Raw genomic sequence first — 21240 nt, forward strand, 5'->3', positions numbered from 1 at the left:
CAAAGACAATAACCAAATCGATAAGATAGACAAGTACGCTTATTAACAATAGCTAAAAAAGGGTGTTTCGGAAGTACTTCGAAACACCCACTTTTCCTCTCTCAATCAACCAATTGTCGCCGCCATTACCGTTTGCAAATCAACGTTTCTATAACGACATCTGATGGGTTTAATTCATGGGGCGCCGGCGAGATGCCGCTCGCATGTTAATCAGGACAGTGCAGGATGATTTTTTGTAGCAAATAAAGTACCATTGCATTCTCCAATTAGTGGCCGCATGAGGTTATCCGGCCCAATTATAACGCTTAAGAATTAACATGCAAGTTGATGCAAACGTCGGTACACGTATTAAATCAGTAAATATTAAACGCCGTGTGAGCGGTCTTTTAAGGCCGTTGGCTTTCGTAGGTATGCTGGTTACGGCCAGCTGTGCTTTCCAATGCAGTGCCCCCGCACAAAAGCCATTAACGCTCCAGCATGGAGACCATATCATCCTCGTGGGCAACAACCTCGGGGCACGGATGATGAACTATGGCTATTTTGAAACCGAGATGTACCTCCGGTATCCCGACAGCCTGCTGTACATCCGAAACATGTGCGACGGTGGGAACACGCCGGGCTTCCGCCCCCATTCGGGCCGCCCCTCCCCTTGGGCATTCCCGGGCGCCGACACGCTTCAATCCGACACCGACCTGCTGAATGACCCCAATACGCAGGGGCACTGGGAAACGCCCGATGAATGGCTGGTCCGGCACCAAGCCGACATCATCATTGCGTTTTTCGGATATACGGAGTCTTTCCGTGGCGAAGAAGGGTTGCAACAATACCGGAAGGAACTCGACGCATTTATTAAATATACCCTGCAACAGCATTACAATGGTTCCACGCCGCCACGACTGGCCATCGTATCACCTATCGCCTTTGAAGATCGTTCTGATGATTACGACCTGCCCGATGGCGAGAAGGAAAACAAACGCCTGGCCATGTATACCGAAGCCATGGCGGAGGTAACCCGTGAAAATGGCGTACTTTTCGTGGACATGTACCACCCAATCAGCAAATTGTACAACCGAAGCGACAATCCGATGACCATCGACGGTTTCCAACTCAACGATGCGGGATACCGTGAATTTTCGGCACGACTGGTTGATGCCGTTTTCGGCCGCGTGGAGGGAATGGATGATACCCATCGCCAGCTGGTTCACGACGCCGTAATGGAAAAAAATTGGCTTTGGTTCCAAGATTTCAAACACCCCAACGGGGTGCAGGCGTTCGGGCGCCGTTACGACCCGTTCGGCCCTGACAATTATCCAGCCGAGTTCGCCAAAATACGTGAGATGACGGACATCCGCGACCAAGCTATCTGGAAAGCGACACAGGGAATTCGGATGGACCTAGACAGCGCCGATGCGACCACCACCGTACTGCCCAAAGTCGAAACCAATTACCTGCCGCGTAACACGGATTCGCCCCTCCCAAGATACCTCTACGGAGAAGAAGCATTGGCTAAATTCCACATGGCACCGGGTTATGAAATCGACCTGTTCGCATCGGAGCAGGAATTCCCCGACCTACAGAAACCCGTACAGCTTACATTCGACAACCGGGGACGACTATGGGTAGCCACCATGCCCTCTTATCCCCACTGGAAACCGGGCGACCCAAAACCGACGGACAAGCTATTGATACTGGAGGATACCGACAACGATGGGAAAGCAGACAAACAGATCATCTTTGCCGACAACCTACACTTGCCCATGGGATTCGAATTGGCCCCGGAAGGCGTCTACGTTTCGCAAGGGACGAACTTGGTACTTCTCGTGGACACCGACGGCGACGATAAGGCAGATAAAAAGGAAGTCCTGCTGAGCGGCTTCGACGACCACGATACCCACCATGCTCACCATGCCTACACCAGTGACCCTTCAGGCGCTATATACATGGGACAAGGGGTATTCCTATTGAGCGATATCGAAACGCCCTATGGGCCGGTTCGCGCTACCAATGGTGGTTTTTTCCGCTATAACCCTGCCCGGCATAAGTTGGAATACACTGCCCAACTTTCCATCCCAAACCCATGGGGCATCACCTTCGATGATTGGGGTCAAAACTTCTACGCGGAAACCTCGGGCCCCGATGTGACATGGATGATGCCCGGATCGCTGAAACCGATCTATGGCAAAGCGAACCCAAAAGCCAGGAACCTGATTGAAGATGCCCACCGTGTGCGCCCCACATCGGGGCTCGAATTTATATCCAGCCGCCATTTCCCCGATGAAGTACAAGGTGATATGCTCATCAACAACACCATTGGTTTCCTAGGTACAAAACAGCATGCCGTGGTAGAGGACGGAACAGGCTACCGCAGCTACCACCGGCAAGACTTGATGCGATCGGACGATCCGAACTTCCGGCCTGTTGACATGGAATTCGCGCCCGATGGCTCACTATATGTCGTTGATTGGCACAATGTACTGATAGGCCATATGCAACATAATCAACGTGATCCGCTGCGCGACCATACCCATGGCCGCATATATCGTATCACCTACCCGTCGCGACCATTGGTCAAGCCCGCTACCATCGCTGGAGCCGATATCGCCGCACTCCTGGACAACCTGAAACTACCCGAATACCGGACCCGCTATCGCACACGTCGTGAACTCCGTGGCCGTGATGCCGATCAGGTATTGGAGCAACTTGGCCCCTGGTTGGAGGGGCTCGATAAAAACGACCCTCGATATGAACACCACCTGCTGGAAGGCCTTTGGGTAAGCTGGGGGCTCAACCGTGTCGACCAGCCGCTGCTGCGCAAGCTATTACATGCCAACGATTATCGCGTACGCGCCGCGGCTGTAAGGGTACTTCGCTACACAGGCCACCAAGTAAAAGACCAAGCACAGCTATTGCAAGAAGCCGCCGCCGACCAACACGGGCGTGTACGCTTGGAAGCCATCGTCGCCGCGTCCTGGCTGGATAAAGACAAAGCAACTCCCATCGTGGAAGAAGCTGCCAAACACCCTATTGACAGTTGGATGGCCGATGCCTACCACACGGTCGCAACCCGGTTGGGAAATGCCACCACTCCGGCTGAAACCGAGGCAGCCGCTGCCGTCAACACCGATTTGAAAGGAGCTGAGCTAGCACGCTTCAAGCAAGGCCAACTGATTTTCCAACGCGAAGGCTTTTGCATTACCTGCCATCAGGCAGACGGTAAGGGATTACCCAATTCCGGATTCCCACCACTTGCTGGTTCCCGATGGGTATTGGGTGACGATGACCGCCTGATCAAGCTGACCTTGAATGGATTGCATGGACCTATCGAAGTACTGGGCAAGAAATACCCGGGCCAGGTGCCGATGACTCCCTTCGGTGGCCTGCTGAACGATGAAGAAGTGGCAGCCGTACTTACCTACGTTAAAAACTCGTTCGGCAACAAGGGAACACCCGTCGATGCTGACCAGGTGAAAGCCATCCGTGCGGCCATCGCCGATAAAAAAGGATTCTATTCACCGGAAGAACTGCTCAGGGAACACCCATTGAAATAACGGCGCTTGAACACGTATATCAGGACAGTGCAGGATGAAATTTTACGGCAAACGTAGTAGCATTGTGGACACCAGTTAGCTATTATTTTATGTTACTCAATATCAAGTACAGTACTAAAAGGGCGTTGCCGATCACACAAAAGCCAATCACCGACAAAAACCAACAGCGACATCCACTCGTCGTGGGTATCGGGTCTTTCACATTTGGACAATAAATCAATCGAGCAAACGTGACAGATTGATGGCTAACAGGCACCTTCAAGGTATTTGTTACACGTATTTTTCATGCTAAACAGATATATGCAAACATTCATCAGAAAAAAAACCGGCTTCATCGCCGTATGCATTTCGTTATTAATGGTAACGGCATGCCAACCAGAAGACACCGACAAAGATCCCGTAACAAAGAAACCTAAGGTAGAAAAAATCACGGTAGCCACGGATTTTGTGGTTGAACACCTCTACAGCCCGTCGGAAAACAAAAAAGGGTCTTGGGTGTCTATGACATTCGATGACAAAGGACGGATGATCACTTCCGATCAGTATGGGGCACTTTACCGCCTGGAAATGCCGGAAATCGGCTCCGACACACTGACCAGCGAACCGCAGCAGCTTGTTTTCCCCCAAGATCAATGGGAAAACGACAGTACCCAAACCAAAATAGGAATGGGATATGCCCAAGGACTGCTTTGGGCATTCAATAGCCTGTACGTGTTGGTAAACCACAACGGCCATGGTAAGATGGAAAAAAGCAGTGGCCTCTATCGACTGAAAGATACTGATAATGACGATCAGTTTGACGAAATCACACAATTGAAGTTATTCCATGGTGAAGGCGAACACGGACCCCATAGCATCATTCTTGCACCAGATGGCGAATCGCTTTACCTGGTATTGGGTAATCATACGGATGTACCCGAAATGGATAGCTACTTGTTACCATCAAACTGGAAAGAAGACAATATCTTTCAATTAATAAAAGATCCACGTGGCCATGCCAATGACCGAATGGCGCCGGGTGGTTTCATTGTGAAGACAGATTCGTTAGGAAAAGAATGGCAATTGATTGCCGGCGGCTTCCGCAACACCTTCGACATCACGTTCAACAACGACGGCGAACTATTTGCCTACGATTCGGATATGGAATGGGATTTTGGCATGCCCTGGTATCGTCCTACGCGCCTGCTGCATGTTACCAAAGGAGCCGAATTCGGATGGCGCACAGGGAATAGCAAATGGCCTACCTACTACCCCGACGCATTGCCGTCCCTGCTCAATATCGGCCAAGGTTCTCCGACCAATCTTCTATACGGTGGAAAAGCAAAATTCCCTGCGAAATACCGAAATAGCTTGTTTGCATTTGATTGGAGCTTTGGTATTATCTACACGGTAAATTTAGAACAACAAGGCGCCTCGTATAGGGTATCTGCTGAGGAGTTCCTCTCGGGCGTACCATTGCCGCTAACCGATGGCGAAATCGGGCCGGATGGTTCGCTGTATTTCCTTACCGGCGGACGGCGGTTGGAATCGGACCTTTATCGCGTTTCTTATAAAAACCATGAAAAGATCAAGGTAAAACCGGCGAAGGAGGATGACATCACCGAGGAAATGGCCATCCGCAGGAAAATCGAAAGCTATTTCGAGTCGGCTCCAGATACAAACGTCGTCAACGAAGTATGGCCATATCTCGACCACAACGACCGCCATATACGTTATGCGGCCACGATGGCGTTAATGCATCAACCTGTTGCCACATGGGGTAAAAAAGCTTTCCGCGAACGGAATATCCGCACCGTAACCCACGCCCTGTTGGCCATGGCCAAAATGGGTGACCCCATACTCCAGCCAATTATGCTCCGTAAATTAATGACCATTGATTTTGGCCGGATTTCAAAAGAAAGTAAGATTGCCCTGTTGCGTACCATTGAAGTTTCCCTATACCGGATGGGAAATGTGAAACCCGAAATCACCAATCGGCTCTTCGGCTATTTTTCAGATCACTATCCAGCAAACGACAACGCCTTAAACCGGGAATTGAGCAAAGTACTGATCCATATCGGAGCGCCCTATGCGACGGAGCGGACGCTCACACTCCTCGAAAACGGAGAAGACGACTCAACCACAACCGAGCCCACCCTGACAAGTTCTTCAGACCTCATCCTGCGCAATCCCGATTATGGAATGACGATTGCCAGTACATTAGCCAAGACACCCCCAGCCCAGCAGATCTATTTTGCCACTGCACTAAGCAAAGCTACCGCTGGATGGACCCCTGCACTGTATGAACGGTATTTCAACTGGTATTACAATGCATTTGGTTACAAAGGCGGTCATAGTTATGTAGGCTTCGTCGATGCAGCAAGGAAAGCAGCACTGGAAAAAGTGCCCGCTGATCAATTCGAGCATTATAATACCATTTCCGGCGATTCGCTGTTGACAGAATCCGGGAAAGACTTGTTCGAAGACATCGAACCGCCGAAAGGACCGGGCAAGAACTGGAAAATCGATGATGCGCTGAAAACAGTCGAAGAGAATGAAGGAACGCGTGACTTCGAACGTGGTAAGTCGCTCTTCGCGGCGGTAAGATGTGCCTCCTGCCATACCATGCAGAATGAAGGCGGTGCCGTCGGGCCGGACCTTACCCAATTGGGTACACGATTCTCCGTGCGGGATATGCTGACGGCTATCATTGAGCCCGGCGACGCGATTTCCGACCAATACGGCAGCAAAGTGTTTGTACTGAAAGACGGTTCATCCGTCATGGGCCGGTTGATCAATGAGGGAGAGGAAACCTATTCCGTATCCCAAAACCCATATGCGCCCCAGGAATTGAGGGAAATACCAAAGAATGACGTAGCGGAAATAAAAGAATCTAAAATCTCTATCATGCCCCCGGGTTCGTTGAACGTATTGAACCCCGAGGAATTGAAAGATCTCCTGGCCTATCTGATGGCCGGCGGCAATGAAGAAAATGCGATTTATAAAAAGTGAAGATGAACCGGCTGCCCGACTGGAAAAATAAGGTCTCCAATCCGCTGCAGGTGGGTGGTATCGAAACCGCTGTGCTTGATAACGGCGCAGGAAAAGGTACCCGTATTGCCTGGATAAATACGGGATCGGGGCTCCGATATAAGGTGGTTATAGATCGCGGCTTGGACATAGCGGATGCGCAATATAATGCACACGGCTTAGCGTGGATAAGCCATGTGGGTATCACTGCACCCACCCTCCGACCCTATCACGGCATCGAATGGCTACATGCATTCGGCGGTGGATTGCTGACCACCTGCGGCCTCGACCACATCGGAGGGCCGGAGTCTGACGCTACCGGCGAACGTGGGCTTCACGGCCAATATAGCGGCCTTCCCGCCACCATCGAATCTATCGTCCAACCCGACCCCGCCAGCGGACAGTTAGATATGCGGATTACCGGCATGGTAAAGCAGTCGCAACCCTTGGGTGTCCAGCTCACCATGCGCCGAACCATCTCAAGCCGACTAGGCGAGGCCATTATCCGTATCGATGATGAAGTCGTCAACACCGGAAACGTACCAGCACCACATATGTTACTTTATCACATGAACCTCGGCTGGCCCCTAATAGATGAAGAAGCGGATATCTGCTGGCAGGGGAAGTGGACGTCGCGCGAAGGAAATGACAAGGCGAAAATCTTCAAGGAAGGATTTTCTTTTAAAAAAGGGAAACCGCCCTTGGAAGACCATGTGGGCAGTGGAGAGGAAGCGGCATTTATCGATATCGCCGCAGATAGGGATGGCATATGCAAATGCGGGATACATAACCGTCGCCTGGGAATCGCATTGGCCGTCGAATTTGAAAAATCACAGCTTCCGTGGATGACCAATTGGCAGCACTGGGGCCCCGGGGAATACGTCGTAGGCATAGAACCCGGTACCCACCCGCCCATTGGGCAATCGAGGGCCAAAGAGGATGGATCATTGATTGTACTGCAACCCGACGAACGGCGCCACTATGGTGTGACGATACGTATCCACAAAAATGCGGACGACATTGCGCAGTTTTTAAAGCAAACAGGCACAGATAGTAAGAAGCTATAAGCAAATAAAACGGTGGCTTCTCCGGTACATGTAGCATAATAAGACAGAACAAAAAAAACGAAAAAACAAAAATATATTATGAACACGAAACAGTTAATTCGCGACGCATTTAATTCCGGTTCCGGAATACTGAGGCTGGCCCCCACTTGGGTACCGCGCTCTTTCTGTGTGCCGGGACGGCGAATCAAGCTCCACCCCGATGATTATTATGTGCTAGGTGGAGTCCGCGGTGGTATAGATGAACGCTGGCTATCATCCACTACACCGGCAGAAAACGGACCACTTACGGGCGAAAACGAAGGGCTAAGCCAAGTGGTTTACGAAGAAAATGGAAAAACGGTACAATTCCTTCTCCGCGATGCCGTAAACGAACTAAAAGGCGAATTGATCGGATCTCGAATTTGGGACGAACACGGCAGTTGGCCGATGTATTCCAAATTTTTTGACAACATGGGGCCCCTGCCCCACCACGTCCACCATAACGACGAAAAAGCTGCACTCGTCGGTCAAAAGGGAAAACCCGAAGCTTATTACTTTCCCCCGCAGTTGAATAACCATGGCGGCGATTACCCTTATACGTTCATTGGATTGGCTCCCGGCACAACCAAAGCGCAAATACGGGAGTGCCTGGAAAACTTTACAAAGGGCGACAATAAAATAACCAATTTCTCGCAGGCCTATCGTCTAGAACCGGGAACAGGATGGGACGTTCCTCCCGGCTTGCTGCACGCACCCGGTAGCTTATGCACCTACGAACCGCAGAAAGCATCAGACGTGTTCGCTATGTATCAATCGCTGGTCAACGAAGCTATCATCCCCGAAGAGCTGCTGTGGAAATGCACGCCCGAAGATCGCATGGGCGACTTTGATGAGCTAATCGACGTTCTCGATTGGGACCTCAACCTCGACCCCAACACGATGCAGAACCGGTTTATGCCACCGCTTCCCGTTCGTAGCGAAGCGGAAATGAATGCCGCCGGGTACTCCGAAAAATGGATCTGCTACAAATCGGAAGCATTCAGTGCCAAGGAATTGACGGTATTGCCCGGGGCAACCGTAACCATCCACGACGCGGCCGCCTATGGCATGATCATGATGCAAGGTCATGGTAAAATGGGTGTATGGGACATTGAGACCCCTGCGCTTATCCGCTATGGCCAACTCACCTACGATGAATACTTCGTGAGCGAATCTGCAGCACAGGCGGGCGTCAAAATCACAAACTTGTCGAAGACCGATCCTATCGTGATGTTAAAGCACTTCGGACCGGAAAATCCCGACTTAGTGATATCGTAACCGTATATTCACCGCATGGTTTTATTGATTCCTGCCCGCGTATTTATTTATGTTATGGGAGCGGAGAAATCAATAACTTCCTTTTATATGCAACGCGATTGTATGGTATACAAAAGAAATTTATCTAAGTTTACCTTTCATTAATAGTAAAGATATGGATGCAACGAATAATTTTCCGAAATTACACAACGCAACTTGGCCGGGTATCGTGGGCAAGGGGCCCGATTCAGAACCTGTTATCCCTTTTGACGACCTCCTCGCCTTTACTGCGGCAGCAGATGTCGAGGGGGTGAAATTCGACGGCGTCGATATCGGGCTGTTGGAGCCACACGTGGATATCAATGGCGGCAGCGACGAGGTGAAACGCCTGGCAGATAAAGTAGCGGGCCATGGCTTGAATATCGGTTCGCTCGTTGCCCCCATTTGGGCCGGATCGGCCATCGGCAGTGAAGAAAGCCGCAAAACATTTGTGGAAATGGTCCGGAAAGCTTGCCAGTTCGGGCAACAACTGCGTGAGTTGGGCGTCCGTCCTTTTGGCGTGATACGCATCGACTCGTCGTGTTCGCCGGCGGCATGGGCCGAGGACCCGGTAGGCAACACGAAACTCATCGCGGAAACATTCCGGGCCGCGTGCGATGTGGCAGCGGATTACGGTGAACAGCTCGCTGCGGAGGGTGAAATATGCTGGGGCGGGATGCATAGCTGGCGCGCCATGCTGGATACACTGGAAGCAGTAGACCGACCGAATATCGGCTTCCAAGCCGATATGTCCCACACGTTTTTGTACCTATTGGGCTATAACAAGCCCGAAGACCGGATTCTTCCGGCCGATTTCGAGTGGAGCGACCGCGCAACCCTCACTGAAGGGCTCAAAACGCTTACCCGCGCATTGCGCCCCTGGACCATCGACTTCCATGTAGCGCAAAACGATGGCACGGTATTCGGATCGGGTTCGCATGATAAGACAGGCCGCCACTGCCTACCCAATGACCCGAACGGCAAGCTGGACATCGCCGTGGATGCCGGTCACTGGTTGCGTGATGAACAAGGACAGCTTACCAAAAAATTCAATCATATCTGCTGGGACGGTTGCATGTTTCCTAACGCTGTGCTTAATAAACAGGAGACATGGAATGACATATTGGCCGCGCTGGTGAGCGTGCGCAACGCACACGGATGGCGAGCGGACAACACTTAACAATAATTGAAAATCGATTCGTCAAGGACGATATCTGACAGCTGGAAACTTAACGTGGCGAATTCATCGATGCCTTGAGAAGTAAATAGTGGATGCATAAATGAAACCGTCATGGTTTTCAAATCTCACAGGGGAATGATTAAACCATGACAGCTTCATCGCCATGGAAGAAAAATTTAGACAGATGAAAAATAAACCGTTTTTTCTACTAGTGGCCTTATGGTTCAGTGCCACATGCTGCACAGGTAATAGTACGGCATCGGATACGGAACAACAACCCCAACAGTCGGACCAATGGGTCACCTATGAGGGGGGTGATGGGCCGGGAGAAGGTAAACATATCGTACTGATAAGTGGTGATGAGGAGTACCGCTCTGAGGAGGCCCTGCCCATGCTGGCGCAGATCCTGGCTAAACGATCGGGATTTACTTGTACCGTCCTGTTTTCCCTCAACCCGGAGAGCGGGGAAATCGACCCCAACCAACAGTCCAACATACCTGGGCTCCAAGCGCTGGAAACTGCCGATTTAATGGTCGTCTTCACCCGATTCCGTGAGCTTCCGCCCGAGCAGATGCGTTATATCGATGACTACCTCATGGCGGGCAAACCGGTAATCGGTCTCCGGACTGCTACCCATGCTTTTCACTACGCTAAGAACAAAGAAGATCAATACGCTAAATACGACTTCCAAAGCAGCGTGCCGGGATGGGAAATGGGCTTCGGCAAAGTAGTCCTTGGCGAAACATGGGTAAGCCACCACGGTGATCACGGAAATGAAGGTACCCGCGCAGTAATCAACGAAGCCAATGCCACGCATCCTGTGTTGACGGGTGTCGATGACATCTGGGGCCCTACGGACGTGTACACCGTGGGAGCGCTCAACGACGCAACCATATTGCTTTATGGACAGTCGACCAGTGGAATGACGGCCGATGCGCCGATCAATACCGAAAAGGAGATGCTACCTATCGCTTGGACACGGACATACCAGCTACCCGGTGGAGACCAAGGAAAGGCCTTCACGACGACCATGGGTGCTTCAGTAGACCTCCAAAGTGCCGGCCTCCGACGACTATTAGTCAACGCCTGCTTCTGGGCTACCGGTTTGGAAACGGCTATTCCCCAACAGGCCGACGTATCATTCGTTTCAACCTACACCCCGACCATGTTCGGGTTTGACGATTTCAAGCGTGGACAGTTCCCGGCAGATTTCAGGATAAAAAAAGACTAATACTTGTGTAAGTGGATTTGCTAAAAACAAAAATATGTTAAAAATAGGAGTCAATACATTTCTGCTCACCTCGCCATTTACCAGCGAACAGGTGGAGATCTTCGAGCAATTCAAAGCTTGGGGCTGCGATGCCGTTGAAATCGCCTTGGAAGACACCTCGCACATAGACGCTGGTATCGTCAAACAAGCGCTCGATCAACACGGCCTCAGCTGTTCATCAATCTGTGCTGCTATGGGACCGGGACGCGATCTGCGCGGCACACCAGCGGAACAGCAGGCAGCTATTGAATACATTACCCAAACGATGGAACTGATGGCAGAAATCGAGTGCCCAGTTATGGTTGGCCCAATGTATTCCACAGTGGGACGAGCCGAACAAACACCCCGCGACGAATACCGTAGGCAATGGGATGTCGTGGTGTCGCACCTACAACACCTAGCGGATCGGGCTGGCGACTTAGGGGTTAAGTTAGCTTTGGAGCCACTGAACCGTTATGAAACCGACTTTATCAATACCGCCGATCAGGCCGTAGCACTTGTCGACGAAGTTGGCCATCAAGCTATCGGTATCCTGTTAGATACCTACCATATGAATATCGAAGAGAAAGATTCGGCCGCTGCCATCCGGAAAGCGGGGCATCGCCTATTGCATGTCCATGCATGTGGTTGCGACCGGGGCGCACCCGGTGGGGACCATATCGATTGGGATAGCATACGCGAAGCATTGAAGGAAGTCAATTACCGGGGGAGCTTGGTCATCGAATCGTTTACACCAGCGGTTAAAGTGGTTGCTAAAGCTGCTTCCATTTGGCGTGATTTCGAACCCTCCCGGGAAGATATCGCCATCAAAGGGATTGCATTTCTGCGTAACCATTTTATGACCGGTTTTTAATTTTATAAACAAAATTTAGAAACTGACGATAAACATCGTATTTTCAACGCTTCATTTGTATCTCGAATCGGTATTAGAAAAAACAATCAGGATTAACCAGTTAAAACATTAAAAAAGATGAACGAAAACATTAACAGAAGTGCGCTATTCAATGGTTCTTGTTTCGCGCTGATTACCACAGCTTTTACATTTTCCATTAGAGCGGGGATTTTGCCCCAGCTTGGTGAACAGTTTAACCTCACCGATACGCAACTCGGATTTATCAACTCCATGTTTTTCTTCGGATTTCCAATTTCGATGATATTGGGCGGACTGTTTTACCACACGTTCGGCCCTAAAAACATCATGCGAGTAGCTTTCATTGCGCACACCATCGGTATTATCATGACCATCTATGCGGGTGGTTACACCACGCTTCTGCTTTCTACTTTATTCATCGGCTTCGGAAATGGATGTACCGAAGCTGCCTGTAACCCCATGATCGCCGACATGTACTCGGGCGTGAAAATGGATAAGATGCTCAACCGGTTCCACATGTGGTTTCCCGGCGGCATCGTATTAGGTTCATTGATTTCACAATTCATGACCAGCTTAAATCTAGGTTGGGAACTCCAAATGTGGATTACCATGGTTCCGACGGTGATCTATGCGTTCTTGTTCTTCGGTAAGGCGTTTCCGAAACCCCAAGTGGAAGAAGCAGCATCACTGGGACAAAACGTCCGTGCCATGTTTACGCCAACGTTCCTGTTCATTTTCTTCTGCATGTTCCTTACCGCGATTTCAGAATTCGGCCCCAATCAGTGGGTAAGTGTAATCATGGCAGCTAGCGGTGCGGAGCCCATGTTGATATTGGCACTAACCAGCGGGTTGATGGCTGTGGGGAGGTTTTTCGCCGGCCCCGTGGTACGGGCGTTGGGCCAAACGGGCGTATTGTTGGGTGGTTCGATTTTGACAGCCATCGGCATTTATATGTTTAGTGTTGTGACAGGACCGATGGCGTATGTCGCGACGGTTATTTTTGCCATTGGTATCTGCTATTTTTGGCCGGTGATGGTTGGTGCAACCGCACAACGCGTACCTAAAAGCGGGGCTTTGGGGATGTCGATCGTCGGTGGCGCTGGGATGTTTTCTTCGGCTATCTTCCAACCGGTTATTGGAAGTTGGATTGATAGTGCACGCGCCAAAAATGCCGCCGCCGGATTGACCGATAATGCACTTGAACTTGCTACGGGGCAGGATGCAATGGTCAAAATGCTTACATTCCCGGCCATTCTCATCGTCTTGTTCCTTATCTTCTTCTTTTGGCAGAAGAATGTGAAGCCAAAATCTGAAGAAGGAACCCCAGCCACGGCATAAGTTGAGCATCTTCGGGACTGGCTTTTTAGCTGCCCCACTTAATGGAATATAACAACAAATAGGCATGTCGGTTATTTATCGGCAGGATAACGGTATTGACTAATAAATCAGTAATATGGATATGAAACCGTCATGGTTTCAAAAATCATCCAAGGGAATGATTAAACCATGACAGTGTCATCGCAATTGAAGAAAAATTTAGACAGATGAAAAAACAATTGAGAATAGGATTGATAGGGTGCGGTTTTATGGGCCGCACACATTCCAACGGGTACAATCGCATACAGAACTTTTTCCCTGACCTCCAGTACCAACCGGTACTACAGGCCGTATGTTCTCGACGCGAAGAAAAGGTAAAGGCTTTTGCTGAACAGTGGGGATACGCTTCGTATGAAACCGATTGGCGTAAATTGATTGCCCGAGACGATATCGATGCCGTTGATATCTGCACTCCAAACCACCTACATGCGGAAATTGCTATCGCAGCTGCGGAAGCTGGAAAAATGGTGCTGACCGAGAAACCGCTGGCAAGAACCTTGGACGAATCCAAAGCGATGCTCGATGCCGTTGCCAAAGCAGGAGTTGCTAATACTGTATGGTACAACTACCGCCGGCTACCAGCCGTCACGCTGGCAAAGAAAATTATCGAATCAGGTAAGTTGGGAAAGATATTCCATTATCGGGCCAACTTCCTGCAAGATTGGACCATCAATGCCGATTTGCCACAAGGAGGTGATGCAGCGTGGCGCATGGATGTAGATGTGGCCGGATCGGGCGTCACTGGTGACCTTTTGGCGCACTGTATCGATACCGCCATGTGGCTCAACGGAGGCATCACGGAAGTATCGGCAATGACCGAAACGTTCGTGAAACAGCGGGTGCATCTCGATACCGGTAAATTGCAGGATGTGGGGATCGATGATGCTTGTATCTTCCATTGCCGGTTTTCGAATGGTTCTTTGGGCCTCTTCGAATCTACCCGCTACGCCCGGGGCCACAAGGCATTATACACCTTTGAAATCAATGGCGAAAATGCCTCGATAAGATGGGATCTGCACGACCTAAACCGGCTGGAATACTTCGATAACAGTTGCGATTCTGACGTAAAAGGCTGGAGCTCTATCCATGTGACCAATGGTGACCATCCCTACATGGATAAATGGTGGGTCCCTGGCTTGGGAATTGGTTATGAGCACAGTTTTATTCACCAAGCAGCGGATTTTCTCAAAAGCTTGGAAACGAATGAACCATGCCAACCCGATTTTAAAAATGCATATGAAACACAGAAAGTATGTGATGCAGTAATTGAGTCGGCAAACGCCAAAGCTTGGAAAAATACAAACATAGCGCTATAATCATGTTAAACTTACATCAATTGCACCGCTCCCTCCTTGTCATCGGTTCGGTCTCATTATCTGTATTGGTTAGTTCGTCTTGCAATTCGGGGAAATCACAACAACATGCCGAAGGTGTTTCCGACTCGACGGACTACATGGAATTGTTTGACGGCTCGAGCTTGACGGGTTGGCGCGGCGATACCAGCCTTTGGCGGGCCGAAGGTGGTGCCCTGGTGGGCGAAATCGTAGCCGGTGAAGAACTCACCAACAACTCTTTCATCATTTGGGACGGTGGGCTGCCGGCAGATTTCGAATTGATTGCCGAATATCGGATGACCGGCAACGGTAACAGTGGTATTAATTACCGAAGCGAGGAACTCACCGAACCTCTTTTTGCTTTAAAAGGGTACCAAGCCGATATTGATGCGGCAAACACATATACCGGACAAAATTACGAAGAGCGGGGCCGTACCATCCTAGCGTTCCCAGGACAATACGTTAGGCTACCCGAAGTATCCGGTCCCATCAGCGACTATGCCAAAGGGAATATATGGACAGCCGGAGAGGAGGTGGAATCACTGGGCGAACGAGACTCGTTACGAATGGTGATCAAGCAAAACGATTGGAACGAAATACGGATTGTCGCTAAAGGCAATCAACTGGAACATTACATCAACGGCACACTAATGAGTAAAGTCGTGGATGACGATGTGGCCAACAGGAAATTTGAAGGGGCGCTCGGCTTCCAGGTGCATGTTGGGCCGCCAATGAAAATCGAATACCGGAATATCCGATTGAAAAACCTCGATTAAACCGGTTGCTTTAGTGACAGAGACGGGACCCATGAAAACCAATGTGTCCCGTCTTTGTTAACAGAAAAACGATTATATTATGCCAGTTATCCAACACAAGACAGCAATCCAGACCATAAACATCCATTACGTGGATTACGGAAGCGGACAGCCAATCATTCTTATCCACGGTTGGCCGCTAAGCCACAAGGCGTGGGAAAAGCAAATTACCGCGCTCGTAGCCGCCGGTTACCGGGTGATTGCATACGACAGGCGAGGGTTCGGCCAATCGGATGCCCCGTGGGAAGGATACGATTACGATGCGCTGGCAAGCGACCTGCATGCCCTGATTGTACAACTGGACCTACAACAGGTCAACTTGGTTGGCTTCTCGATGGGCGGCGGTGAAGTGATCCGATACCTCACACGATACGGCACTGAAAAAACACATAAAATAGCACTCGTAGCGTCGATTATCCCGTTGGTTAAACAAAAGGCCGACAATCCTGCCGGCGTACCCGAAACGGGCCTCACAGACATACTGAACGCTTTGGAAACCGATCGCCTGAATTTCCTGTCCAATTTCCACCCCGCTTTCTACAACTATAAAGCCGATGGCAACCCCGTGAGCGCGCAACAGCTGACATACGACTTCAGCATTTCATCGCATGCCGCCCCACACGCCACCATAGGCGCCGCTAAAGCATGGATGGATACCGATTTCCGTACGGAATGCAAACAAGTAAGCGTACCGACACTCATCATCCACGGAAAGGCGGATGAAACGGTGCCCATTGCTACCTCAGCAGAGCAAGCGGTGTCATTAATCCCAAACAGTAAGCTCGTGGTTTACGACGATGCCCCACATGGGCTGAACATCACCCACGCCGACCGGCTAAATAGCGACTTGGTGGCCTTTTTCCAATGGTCCGATCAATAAATTTAAAACAACATTTTCATACCCAAAAATTCCGTAATCGGATTTTTTGTAGTAGGTTTGCAACCTTTTAACAGTTGAATGTTTACACCGGAAACGCTTAGGGAGGAACTGGCCAAACCGAAGCAGATTGTTATCACCACACACCACAAACCCGATGGCGACGCGTTGGGTTCGTCGCTGGCTGTATACCATTGGTTGAAAGCCAAAGGTCACACGGTCCATCTTATCGTGCCCTCGGATTTCCCGACATTCCTAGACTGGATGCCAGGTCGGCAAGATGTTATTATATACACGGCAAACAAAACGGATAGTGACATACGCATTGCAGCGGCCGATATCATATACTGTTTAGACTTCAACGGACTTCCCCGCATACACGCCATGGCCGCTAGCGTGAGCAACGCTAAGGGGGTGAAAATCATGATTGACCATCATCTCGACCCCGAGGGTTTCGATGATTACCGGCATTGGGACAGCAACGCCGCGGCCACCGCCCAACTGGTGTATGATTTTATCGTTGACGTCATGGGCGACCATGGTGCCATCACACCCGAAATTGCTACCTGCCTTTACACTGGAATCATGACCGATACCGGATCTTTCAGGTTCCAGACCACTACCCCATCGATACACCTCATCGCAGCCGACCTGATAACCCTAGGTGCCAAAAACTGGGAAATACATGAGCATGTGTACAACAGCTATACCGAGAGCCGATTGAAATTCTTGGGCTTCTGTTTACTGAATCGCCTCGAAGTACTGCACGAATACCGAACAGCATTGTTTAGTATATCGCGGCAAGACCTCCATCAGTTCAACATTACCACAGGCGACACCGAGGGGCTGGTAAACTATGCCCTATCGATTAGTGGCATGAAGCTTGCCGCATTGATCGTCGACCGTACCGACCAGGTTAAGCTCTCGTTGCGGTCTGTCGGGGACTTTCCCTGCAATGAAGTATGTAAAAAACATTTTAACGGTGGCGGGCATCGCAATGCCGCAGGGGGAAACTCAAATGAACCACTCCCGGATGTCGTTCAAAAATTCAAAGCGTTATTACCGGAATACAAAACACGTTTAATACAATAATTAATCTCATAAAAAACATGAAGAAATCAATTTTTAGTTTGGGGCTCGCCATAGCGATATTCGGTAGCGCCTGCCAGCAGTTTCAGAAAGGAGAAGGCGGCCTGCAATACAAAATCGTAAAGGATAACGGCCAGCCCAAAGCACAAGCGGGCGATTTACTTTCCGTACATCTCACCGTCACTTCAGATAGGGATTCCCTTCTGCAAAGCACATACAAAATCGGACTCCCACAGATCGTGAACATCGCACCCGATTCAATACAGGGTCTCTATCCCGGCGATTACAATTCCATGTTCCGGATGTTGGGCGAAGGCGACAGTGCTGTATTTAAGCTCGACCTCGATACGATGGCTGCCAAAACAATGCGGCCGAAACCAGAAATTGCAGACAAGTATATCATATTCAATATCAAGGTAAATAAACACTTCAAGAAAGGTGATTTGACCGACAGTGCATTATATGCCGAAGTGAACACCTATTTCGATGCGGAAATCGAAAAACTGAAAGCATCCGAAGAGGGAAAAATTGCCAGCTACATCAAAGAAAACAAGCTGGAGCCGTTGAAAACAGCCTCAGGTCTGCAATATATTATTGTAGAGGAAGGTACAGGCGAAAAACCCGTTGCCGGCGATACCGTGCAAGTGCACTATACCGGTGCGCTCGTCGCTACCGGAGATGTGTTCGATACTTCCGTGAAAGAAGTAGCCGAAAAAAATGGCAAACTAAATCCGATGAACCCCTATGAGCCGGTTAAATTCGCTATTGGCGTGCGCCAGGTTATCCCCGGTTGGGACGAAGGGCTGTTGTTGCTTCCCAAAGGAAGCAAAGCAAAGCTCATCATCCCCTCCAAATTGGGCTATGGCGAAAACGGTGACGGCCGTGGCGTGATTCCACCATTTGCGCCATTGGTGTTTGATATCGAGCTGATCGATGTCATCAAACCCGTGGCGCCAGACTCCACAACACAGGACAGCACCGAAAAATAAGCACCATACAAGGACGCCCCCCGTACGGAGGGCGTTTTTGTTTTACAGCCTACCACGGCTTGATTTTGAAAGGCGAGTTAGCTAAGTTTGCAGCAAATCCCACGATGGCTATGGAATTCACGGATACGCATACCCACCTGTATTACAGCTACGGAACCCCCGAACTAGCGTCCCAGATGCAACGGTGCTTCGACAGCGGAGTGAAGTATTGTTTGCTTCCCAATGTAGACAGCGACTCCATCGCCAAGGTGCTGGGAACGGTCGCTGCATATCCCGACAACTGTTTTGCAATGATGGGACTACATCCCTGCGACGTTAAGGCAGATTATCAACAACAGTTGAACCTGATTGAACAAGCTATTTCCACCAATAAGATTTATGGCATCGGTGAAATAGGTGTCGACCTACACTGGGACAAAACAACATTACCGCTGCAGCAAGATGCCTTCCGTATTCAAACTGGATGGGCGAAAGATGCAGGGCTACCCGTTTCCATCCATTGCCGCAACGCTTTCGATGAGCTCTTCGAACTGCTGGAGGAAGTCCAGGACGGGCGACTAACAGGTGTACTGCATTGTTTTACGGGGACTATAGCGCAGGCCCAACGGGCCGTTGGATTGGGTTTGCACCTTGGTATAGGCGGGGTGCTGACTTATAAAAATGCTGGCCTCGACACGGTGGTATCGCAACTCGACCTCCAGCATATCGTGTTGGAAACCGATGCACCATACCTAGCGCCAGTACCGCATCGCGGAAAAAAGAATGAAAGTAGTTACTTGCCTTATATTGCACAGAAAGTGGCAGATTTGCACGGCATGTCGGTCGATACGATTGCGGCAATAACCACGAAAAACGCCAAACGGGTATTCGCTATTTAAGCTTGCCGTAAGGGGTACTTTAACACTTACTCAATGAACAATGTTTTCGTAATCTATACGGGCGGCACCATCGGAATGGTCAAAGATGAACGAAACGGCACCTTTATGCCTTTCGACTTCGACTTGATTGCCAAAAACATCCCCGAGCTGGCACGGCTAAATTACAACCTCACCGTGCACTCGTTCGCTCCCATCATAGACTCATCCAATATGCAGCCTGCCATATGGGTAGAAATGGCGAATATCATTAAGGAAAACTATACCGAGTACGATGGCTTCGTTATCCTCCATGGTTCAGACACGATGGCATTTTCCGCATCGGCCCTCAGTTTCATGCTGGAAGGGTTGCAAAAACCGGTCATCCTTTCGGGGTCTCAATTGCCCATCGGTGAAATCCGTACAGATGCAAGGGAAAATCTGATCACCGCGTTGGAACTGGCCTCGGCAAAGAAAAGAGATAAATCACTCATCCATGAAGTATGCATTTTCTTTGATAACAAGCTCTTCCGCGGCAATCGATCATTCAAATACAACTCTGCGAAATTCGAGGCGTTCCGCTCCCCGAATTACCCCGTGCTGGTAGAAGCAGGCGTACACCTCAAATACAACCGGGATGCGCTATTGGACAACAGCGGCAAGGAATTCTTCCTGCATACGGCGTTAGACAACGCGGTATCGGTACTTAAGCTGTACCCCGGTATCAGCCCGGAAGTCGTACGTGCCGTGCTGGAATCGCCAGCCCGGTCAGTCATCATGGAAACATTCGGGTCGGGTAACACCACAACCAACCCCTGGTTTCTTGACCTCATCGACAGGGCTATCCGGAATGGGAAAAACATCCTCAACATTTCGCAATGCAAGGTGGGGAGTGTGGAGCTCGGACGTTATGAAACCAGTAAGTATTTAAAAGAAATGGGTGTAATCAGCGGATATGACATGACATTCGAGGCCGCAGTGACCAAACTCATGTACTTACAAGGTGAATTCGAAGAGCAGGCCGACGTCGCTTATTGGGCAGAGCAGAACCTCCGCGGCGAAATGACTGTATAAACCGCAGTCATGCACGAAAACCTTCCGCTATTAGTGCATCAGCCACGATAAACGTGCTCCCCCCGATAAATATCAAGTCAGTCGCCGTTGCCGATCGCTTCGCTGCGGCAAGGGCTTCCGCGACAGTGGTAAATGCATCGCCGCCCAACCCATGGTCGGCAGCAGCAAGGTGAAGCTCTTCAGCAGGAAGCGCCCTTGGCATGGCTACTTGGCAAAAATAATAATGGGCACCCTTAGGTAGCATCGGAAGGATATGGCCCGGTTCCTTATCGCGCATCATCCCAATAACCATGTGGAGTGTTTCGTATGGGGTAACCGCAATATTAGCCAAAACCTCACGCCAGCCATCTACATTATGACCGGTATCGCAAACGATTGACGGACGGGTCGCCACCGTTTGCCAGCGCCCCATTAGTCCGGTAAGCCGCTGTACATGGGCCAATGCATATTTCATATCTGTATGGGCAACATCAAAACCCTGCTGTTTTAATTCGGCCACCGCACACAATACCGCTGGCAGGTTCTTGGCCTGATAATTCCCCCGTAAATCCAATGCATAGCTCCCGGTTTCC

16 protein-coding genes are annotated in these 21240 nt (G+C 50.1%); 15 read left to right on the forward strand and 1 reads right to left on the reverse strand.

The window, feature by feature from the left end; translation table 11 throughout:
• Positions 1 to 317: 317 nt before the first annotated feature.
• The 15 genes from ACO1NT_RS06645 to ACO1NT_RS06715 all read left to right on the forward strand — a co-directional run bounded on the left by ACO1NT_RS06645 (position 318) and on the right by ACO1NT_RS06715 (position 20668).
• On the forward strand, positions 318 to 3548 hold the full coding sequence (locus ACO1NT_RS06645) for a PVC-type heme-binding CxxCH protein (protein ID WP_449047665.1): 3231 nt from the start codon (positions 318 to 320) through the stop codon (positions 3546 to 3548).
• Between the two features lie 300 nt (positions 3549 to 3848).
• Entirely contained in the window at positions 3849 to 6539 is a 2691-nt protein-coding gene (locus ACO1NT_RS06650) for a c-type cytochrome (protein WP_449047666.1), read from the forward strand.
• A 2-nt stretch (positions 6540 to 6541) separates the two neighbouring features.
• Positions 6542 to 7624: an aldose 1-epimerase family protein gene (locus tag ACO1NT_RS06655; protein WP_449047685.1), complete on the forward strand. Its 1083-nt coding sequence runs from the start codon at positions 6542 to 6544 to the stop codon at positions 7622 to 7624.
• 78 nt (positions 7625 to 7702) lie between these two features.
• A complete protein-coding gene (locus ACO1NT_RS06660; protein ID WP_449047667.1) occupies positions 7703 to 8920 on the forward strand; it encodes a hypothetical protein in 1218 nt (405 codons plus the stop codon).
• 154 nt (positions 8921 to 9074) lie between these two features.
• A complete protein-coding gene (locus tag ACO1NT_RS06665; RefSeq protein WP_449047668.1) occupies positions 9075 to 10118 on the forward strand; it encodes a sugar phosphate isomerase/epimerase family protein in 1044 nt (347 codons plus the stop codon).
• Between the two features lie 184 nt (positions 10119 to 10302).
• Positions 10303 to 11349 (forward strand): ThuA domain-containing protein, encoded by a 1047-nt coding sequence (locus ACO1NT_RS06670; protein WP_449047669.1) that lies wholly within the window; start codon positions 10303 to 10305, stop codon positions 11347 to 11349.
• Positions 11350 to 11383: 34 nt separating this feature from the next.
• Entirely contained in the window at positions 11384 to 12241 is an 858-nt protein-coding gene (locus ACO1NT_RS06675) for a sugar phosphate isomerase/epimerase family protein (RefSeq protein ID WP_449047671.1), read from the forward strand.
• A 117-nt stretch (positions 12242 to 12358) separates the two neighbouring features.
• Positions 12359 to 13597 (forward strand): MFS transporter, encoded by a 1239-nt coding sequence (locus ACO1NT_RS06680; RefSeq protein ID WP_449047672.1) that lies wholly within the window; start codon positions 12359 to 12361, stop codon positions 13595 to 13597.
• A 206-nt stretch (positions 13598 to 13803) separates the two neighbouring features.
• Positions 13804 to 14952, forward strand: a complete 1149-nt coding sequence (locus ACO1NT_RS06685; RefSeq protein ID WP_449047674.1) for a Gfo/Idh/MocA family protein — start codon at positions 13804 to 13806, stop codon at positions 14950 to 14952.
• A 2-nt stretch (positions 14953 to 14954) separates the two neighbouring features.
• On the forward strand, positions 14955 to 15746 hold the full coding sequence (locus tag ACO1NT_RS06690; protein ID WP_449047676.1) for a 3-keto-disaccharide hydrolase: 792 nt from the start codon (positions 14955 to 14957) through the stop codon (positions 15744 to 15746).
• A 79-nt stretch (positions 15747 to 15825) separates the two neighbouring features.
• The gene (locus tag ACO1NT_RS06695) at positions 15826 to 16665 is read left to right on the forward strand and encodes an alpha/beta fold hydrolase (protein ID WP_449047677.1); all 840 of its coding nucleotides are present in this window, start codon (positions 15826 to 15828) and stop codon (positions 16663 to 16665) included.
• 78 nt (positions 16666 to 16743) lie between these two features.
• Positions 16744 to 17754: a DHH family phosphoesterase gene (locus ACO1NT_RS06700; RefSeq protein ID WP_449047678.1), complete on the forward strand. Its 1011-nt coding sequence runs from the start codon at positions 16744 to 16746 to the stop codon at positions 17752 to 17754.
• 17 nt (positions 17755 to 17771) lie between these two features.
• Positions 17772 to 18740 carry an FKBP-type peptidyl-prolyl cis-trans isomerase gene (locus tag ACO1NT_RS06705; protein WP_449047679.1) on the forward strand — a complete coding sequence of 323 codons (969 nt, stop codon included), beginning with the start codon at positions 17772 to 17774 and terminating at the stop codon, positions 18738 to 18740.
• Positions 18741 to 18850: 110 nt separating this feature from the next.
• Positions 18851 to 19618: a TatD family hydrolase gene (locus ACO1NT_RS06710; protein ID WP_449047687.1), complete on the forward strand. Its 768-nt coding sequence runs from the start codon at positions 18851 to 18853 to the stop codon at positions 19616 to 19618.
• 33 nt (positions 19619 to 19651) lie between these two features.
• Positions 19652 to 20668 (forward strand): asparaginase, encoded by a 1017-nt coding sequence (locus ACO1NT_RS06715; RefSeq protein ID WP_449047681.1) that lies wholly within the window; start codon positions 19652 to 19654, stop codon positions 20666 to 20668.
• A gap of 7 nt (positions 20669 to 20675) precedes the next feature.
• On the opposite strand, the gene ACO1NT_RS06720 is transcribed toward ACO1NT_RS06715, so the two are convergent.
• A partial coding sequence (locus ACO1NT_RS06720; RefSeq protein WP_449047683.1) for a glutamate ligase domain-containing protein occupies positions 20676 to 21240 on the reverse strand: 565 nt, incomplete at its 5' end.

Source organism: Parapedobacter sp. (genome assembly GCF_053550995.1).

Excerpts from the sequence above, each read along its gene's own strand:
- ACO1NT_RS06700 (WP_449047678.1), top strand. The coding sequence starts at position 16,744 with ATGTTTACACCGGAAACGCTTAGGGAGGAACTGGCCAAACCGAAGCAG.
- ACO1NT_RS06655 (WP_449047685.1), top strand. The coding sequence starts at position 6,542 with ATGAACCGGCTGCCCGACTGGAAAAATAAGGTCTCCAATCCGCTGCAG.
- ACO1NT_RS06685 (WP_449047674.1), top strand. The coding sequence starts at position 13,804 with ATGAAAAAACAATTGAGAATAGGATTGATAGGGTGCGGTTTTATGGGC.
- ACO1NT_RS06715 (WP_449047681.1), top strand. The coding sequence starts at position 19,652 with ATGAACAATGTTTTCGTAATCTATACGGGCGGCACCATCGGAATGGTC.
- ACO1NT_RS06705 (WP_449047679.1), top strand. The coding sequence starts at position 17,772 with ATGAAGAAATCAATTTTTAGTTTGGGGCTCGCCATAGCGATATTCGGT.
- ACO1NT_RS06650 (WP_449047666.1), top strand. The coding sequence starts at position 3,849 with ATGCAAACATTCATCAGAAAAAAAACCGGCTTCATCGCCGTATGCATT.
- ACO1NT_RS06665 (WP_449047668.1), top strand. The coding sequence starts at position 9,075 with ATGGATGCAACGAATAATTTTCCGAAATTACACAACGCAACTTGGCCG.
- ACO1NT_RS06670 (WP_449047669.1), top strand. The coding sequence starts at position 10,303 with ATGAAAAATAAACCGTTTTTTCTACTAGTGGCCTTATGGTTCAGTGCC.
- ACO1NT_RS06710 (WP_449047687.1), top strand. The coding sequence starts at position 18,851 with ATGGAATTCACGGATACGCATACCCACCTGTATTACAGCTACGGAACC.
- ACO1NT_RS06695 (WP_449047677.1), top strand. The coding sequence starts at position 15,826 with ATGCCAGTTATCCAACACAAGACAGCAATCCAGACCATAAACATCCAT.
- ACO1NT_RS06660 (WP_449047667.1), top strand. The coding sequence starts at position 7,703 with ATGAACACGAAACAGTTAATTCGCGACGCATTTAATTCCGGTTCCGGA.
- ACO1NT_RS06645 (WP_449047665.1), top strand. The coding sequence starts at position 318 with ATGCAAGTTGATGCAAACGTCGGTACACGTATTAAATCAGTAAATATT.
- ACO1NT_RS06690 (WP_449047676.1), top strand. The coding sequence starts at position 14,955 with ATGTTAAACTTACATCAATTGCACCGCTCCCTCCTTGTCATCGGTTCG.
- ACO1NT_RS06680 (WP_449047672.1), top strand. The coding sequence starts at position 12,359 with ATGAACGAAAACATTAACAGAAGTGCGCTATTCAATGGTTCTTGTTTC.
- ACO1NT_RS06675 (WP_449047671.1), top strand. The coding sequence starts at position 11,384 with ATGTTAAAAATAGGAGTCAATACATTTCTGCTCACCTCGCCATTTACC.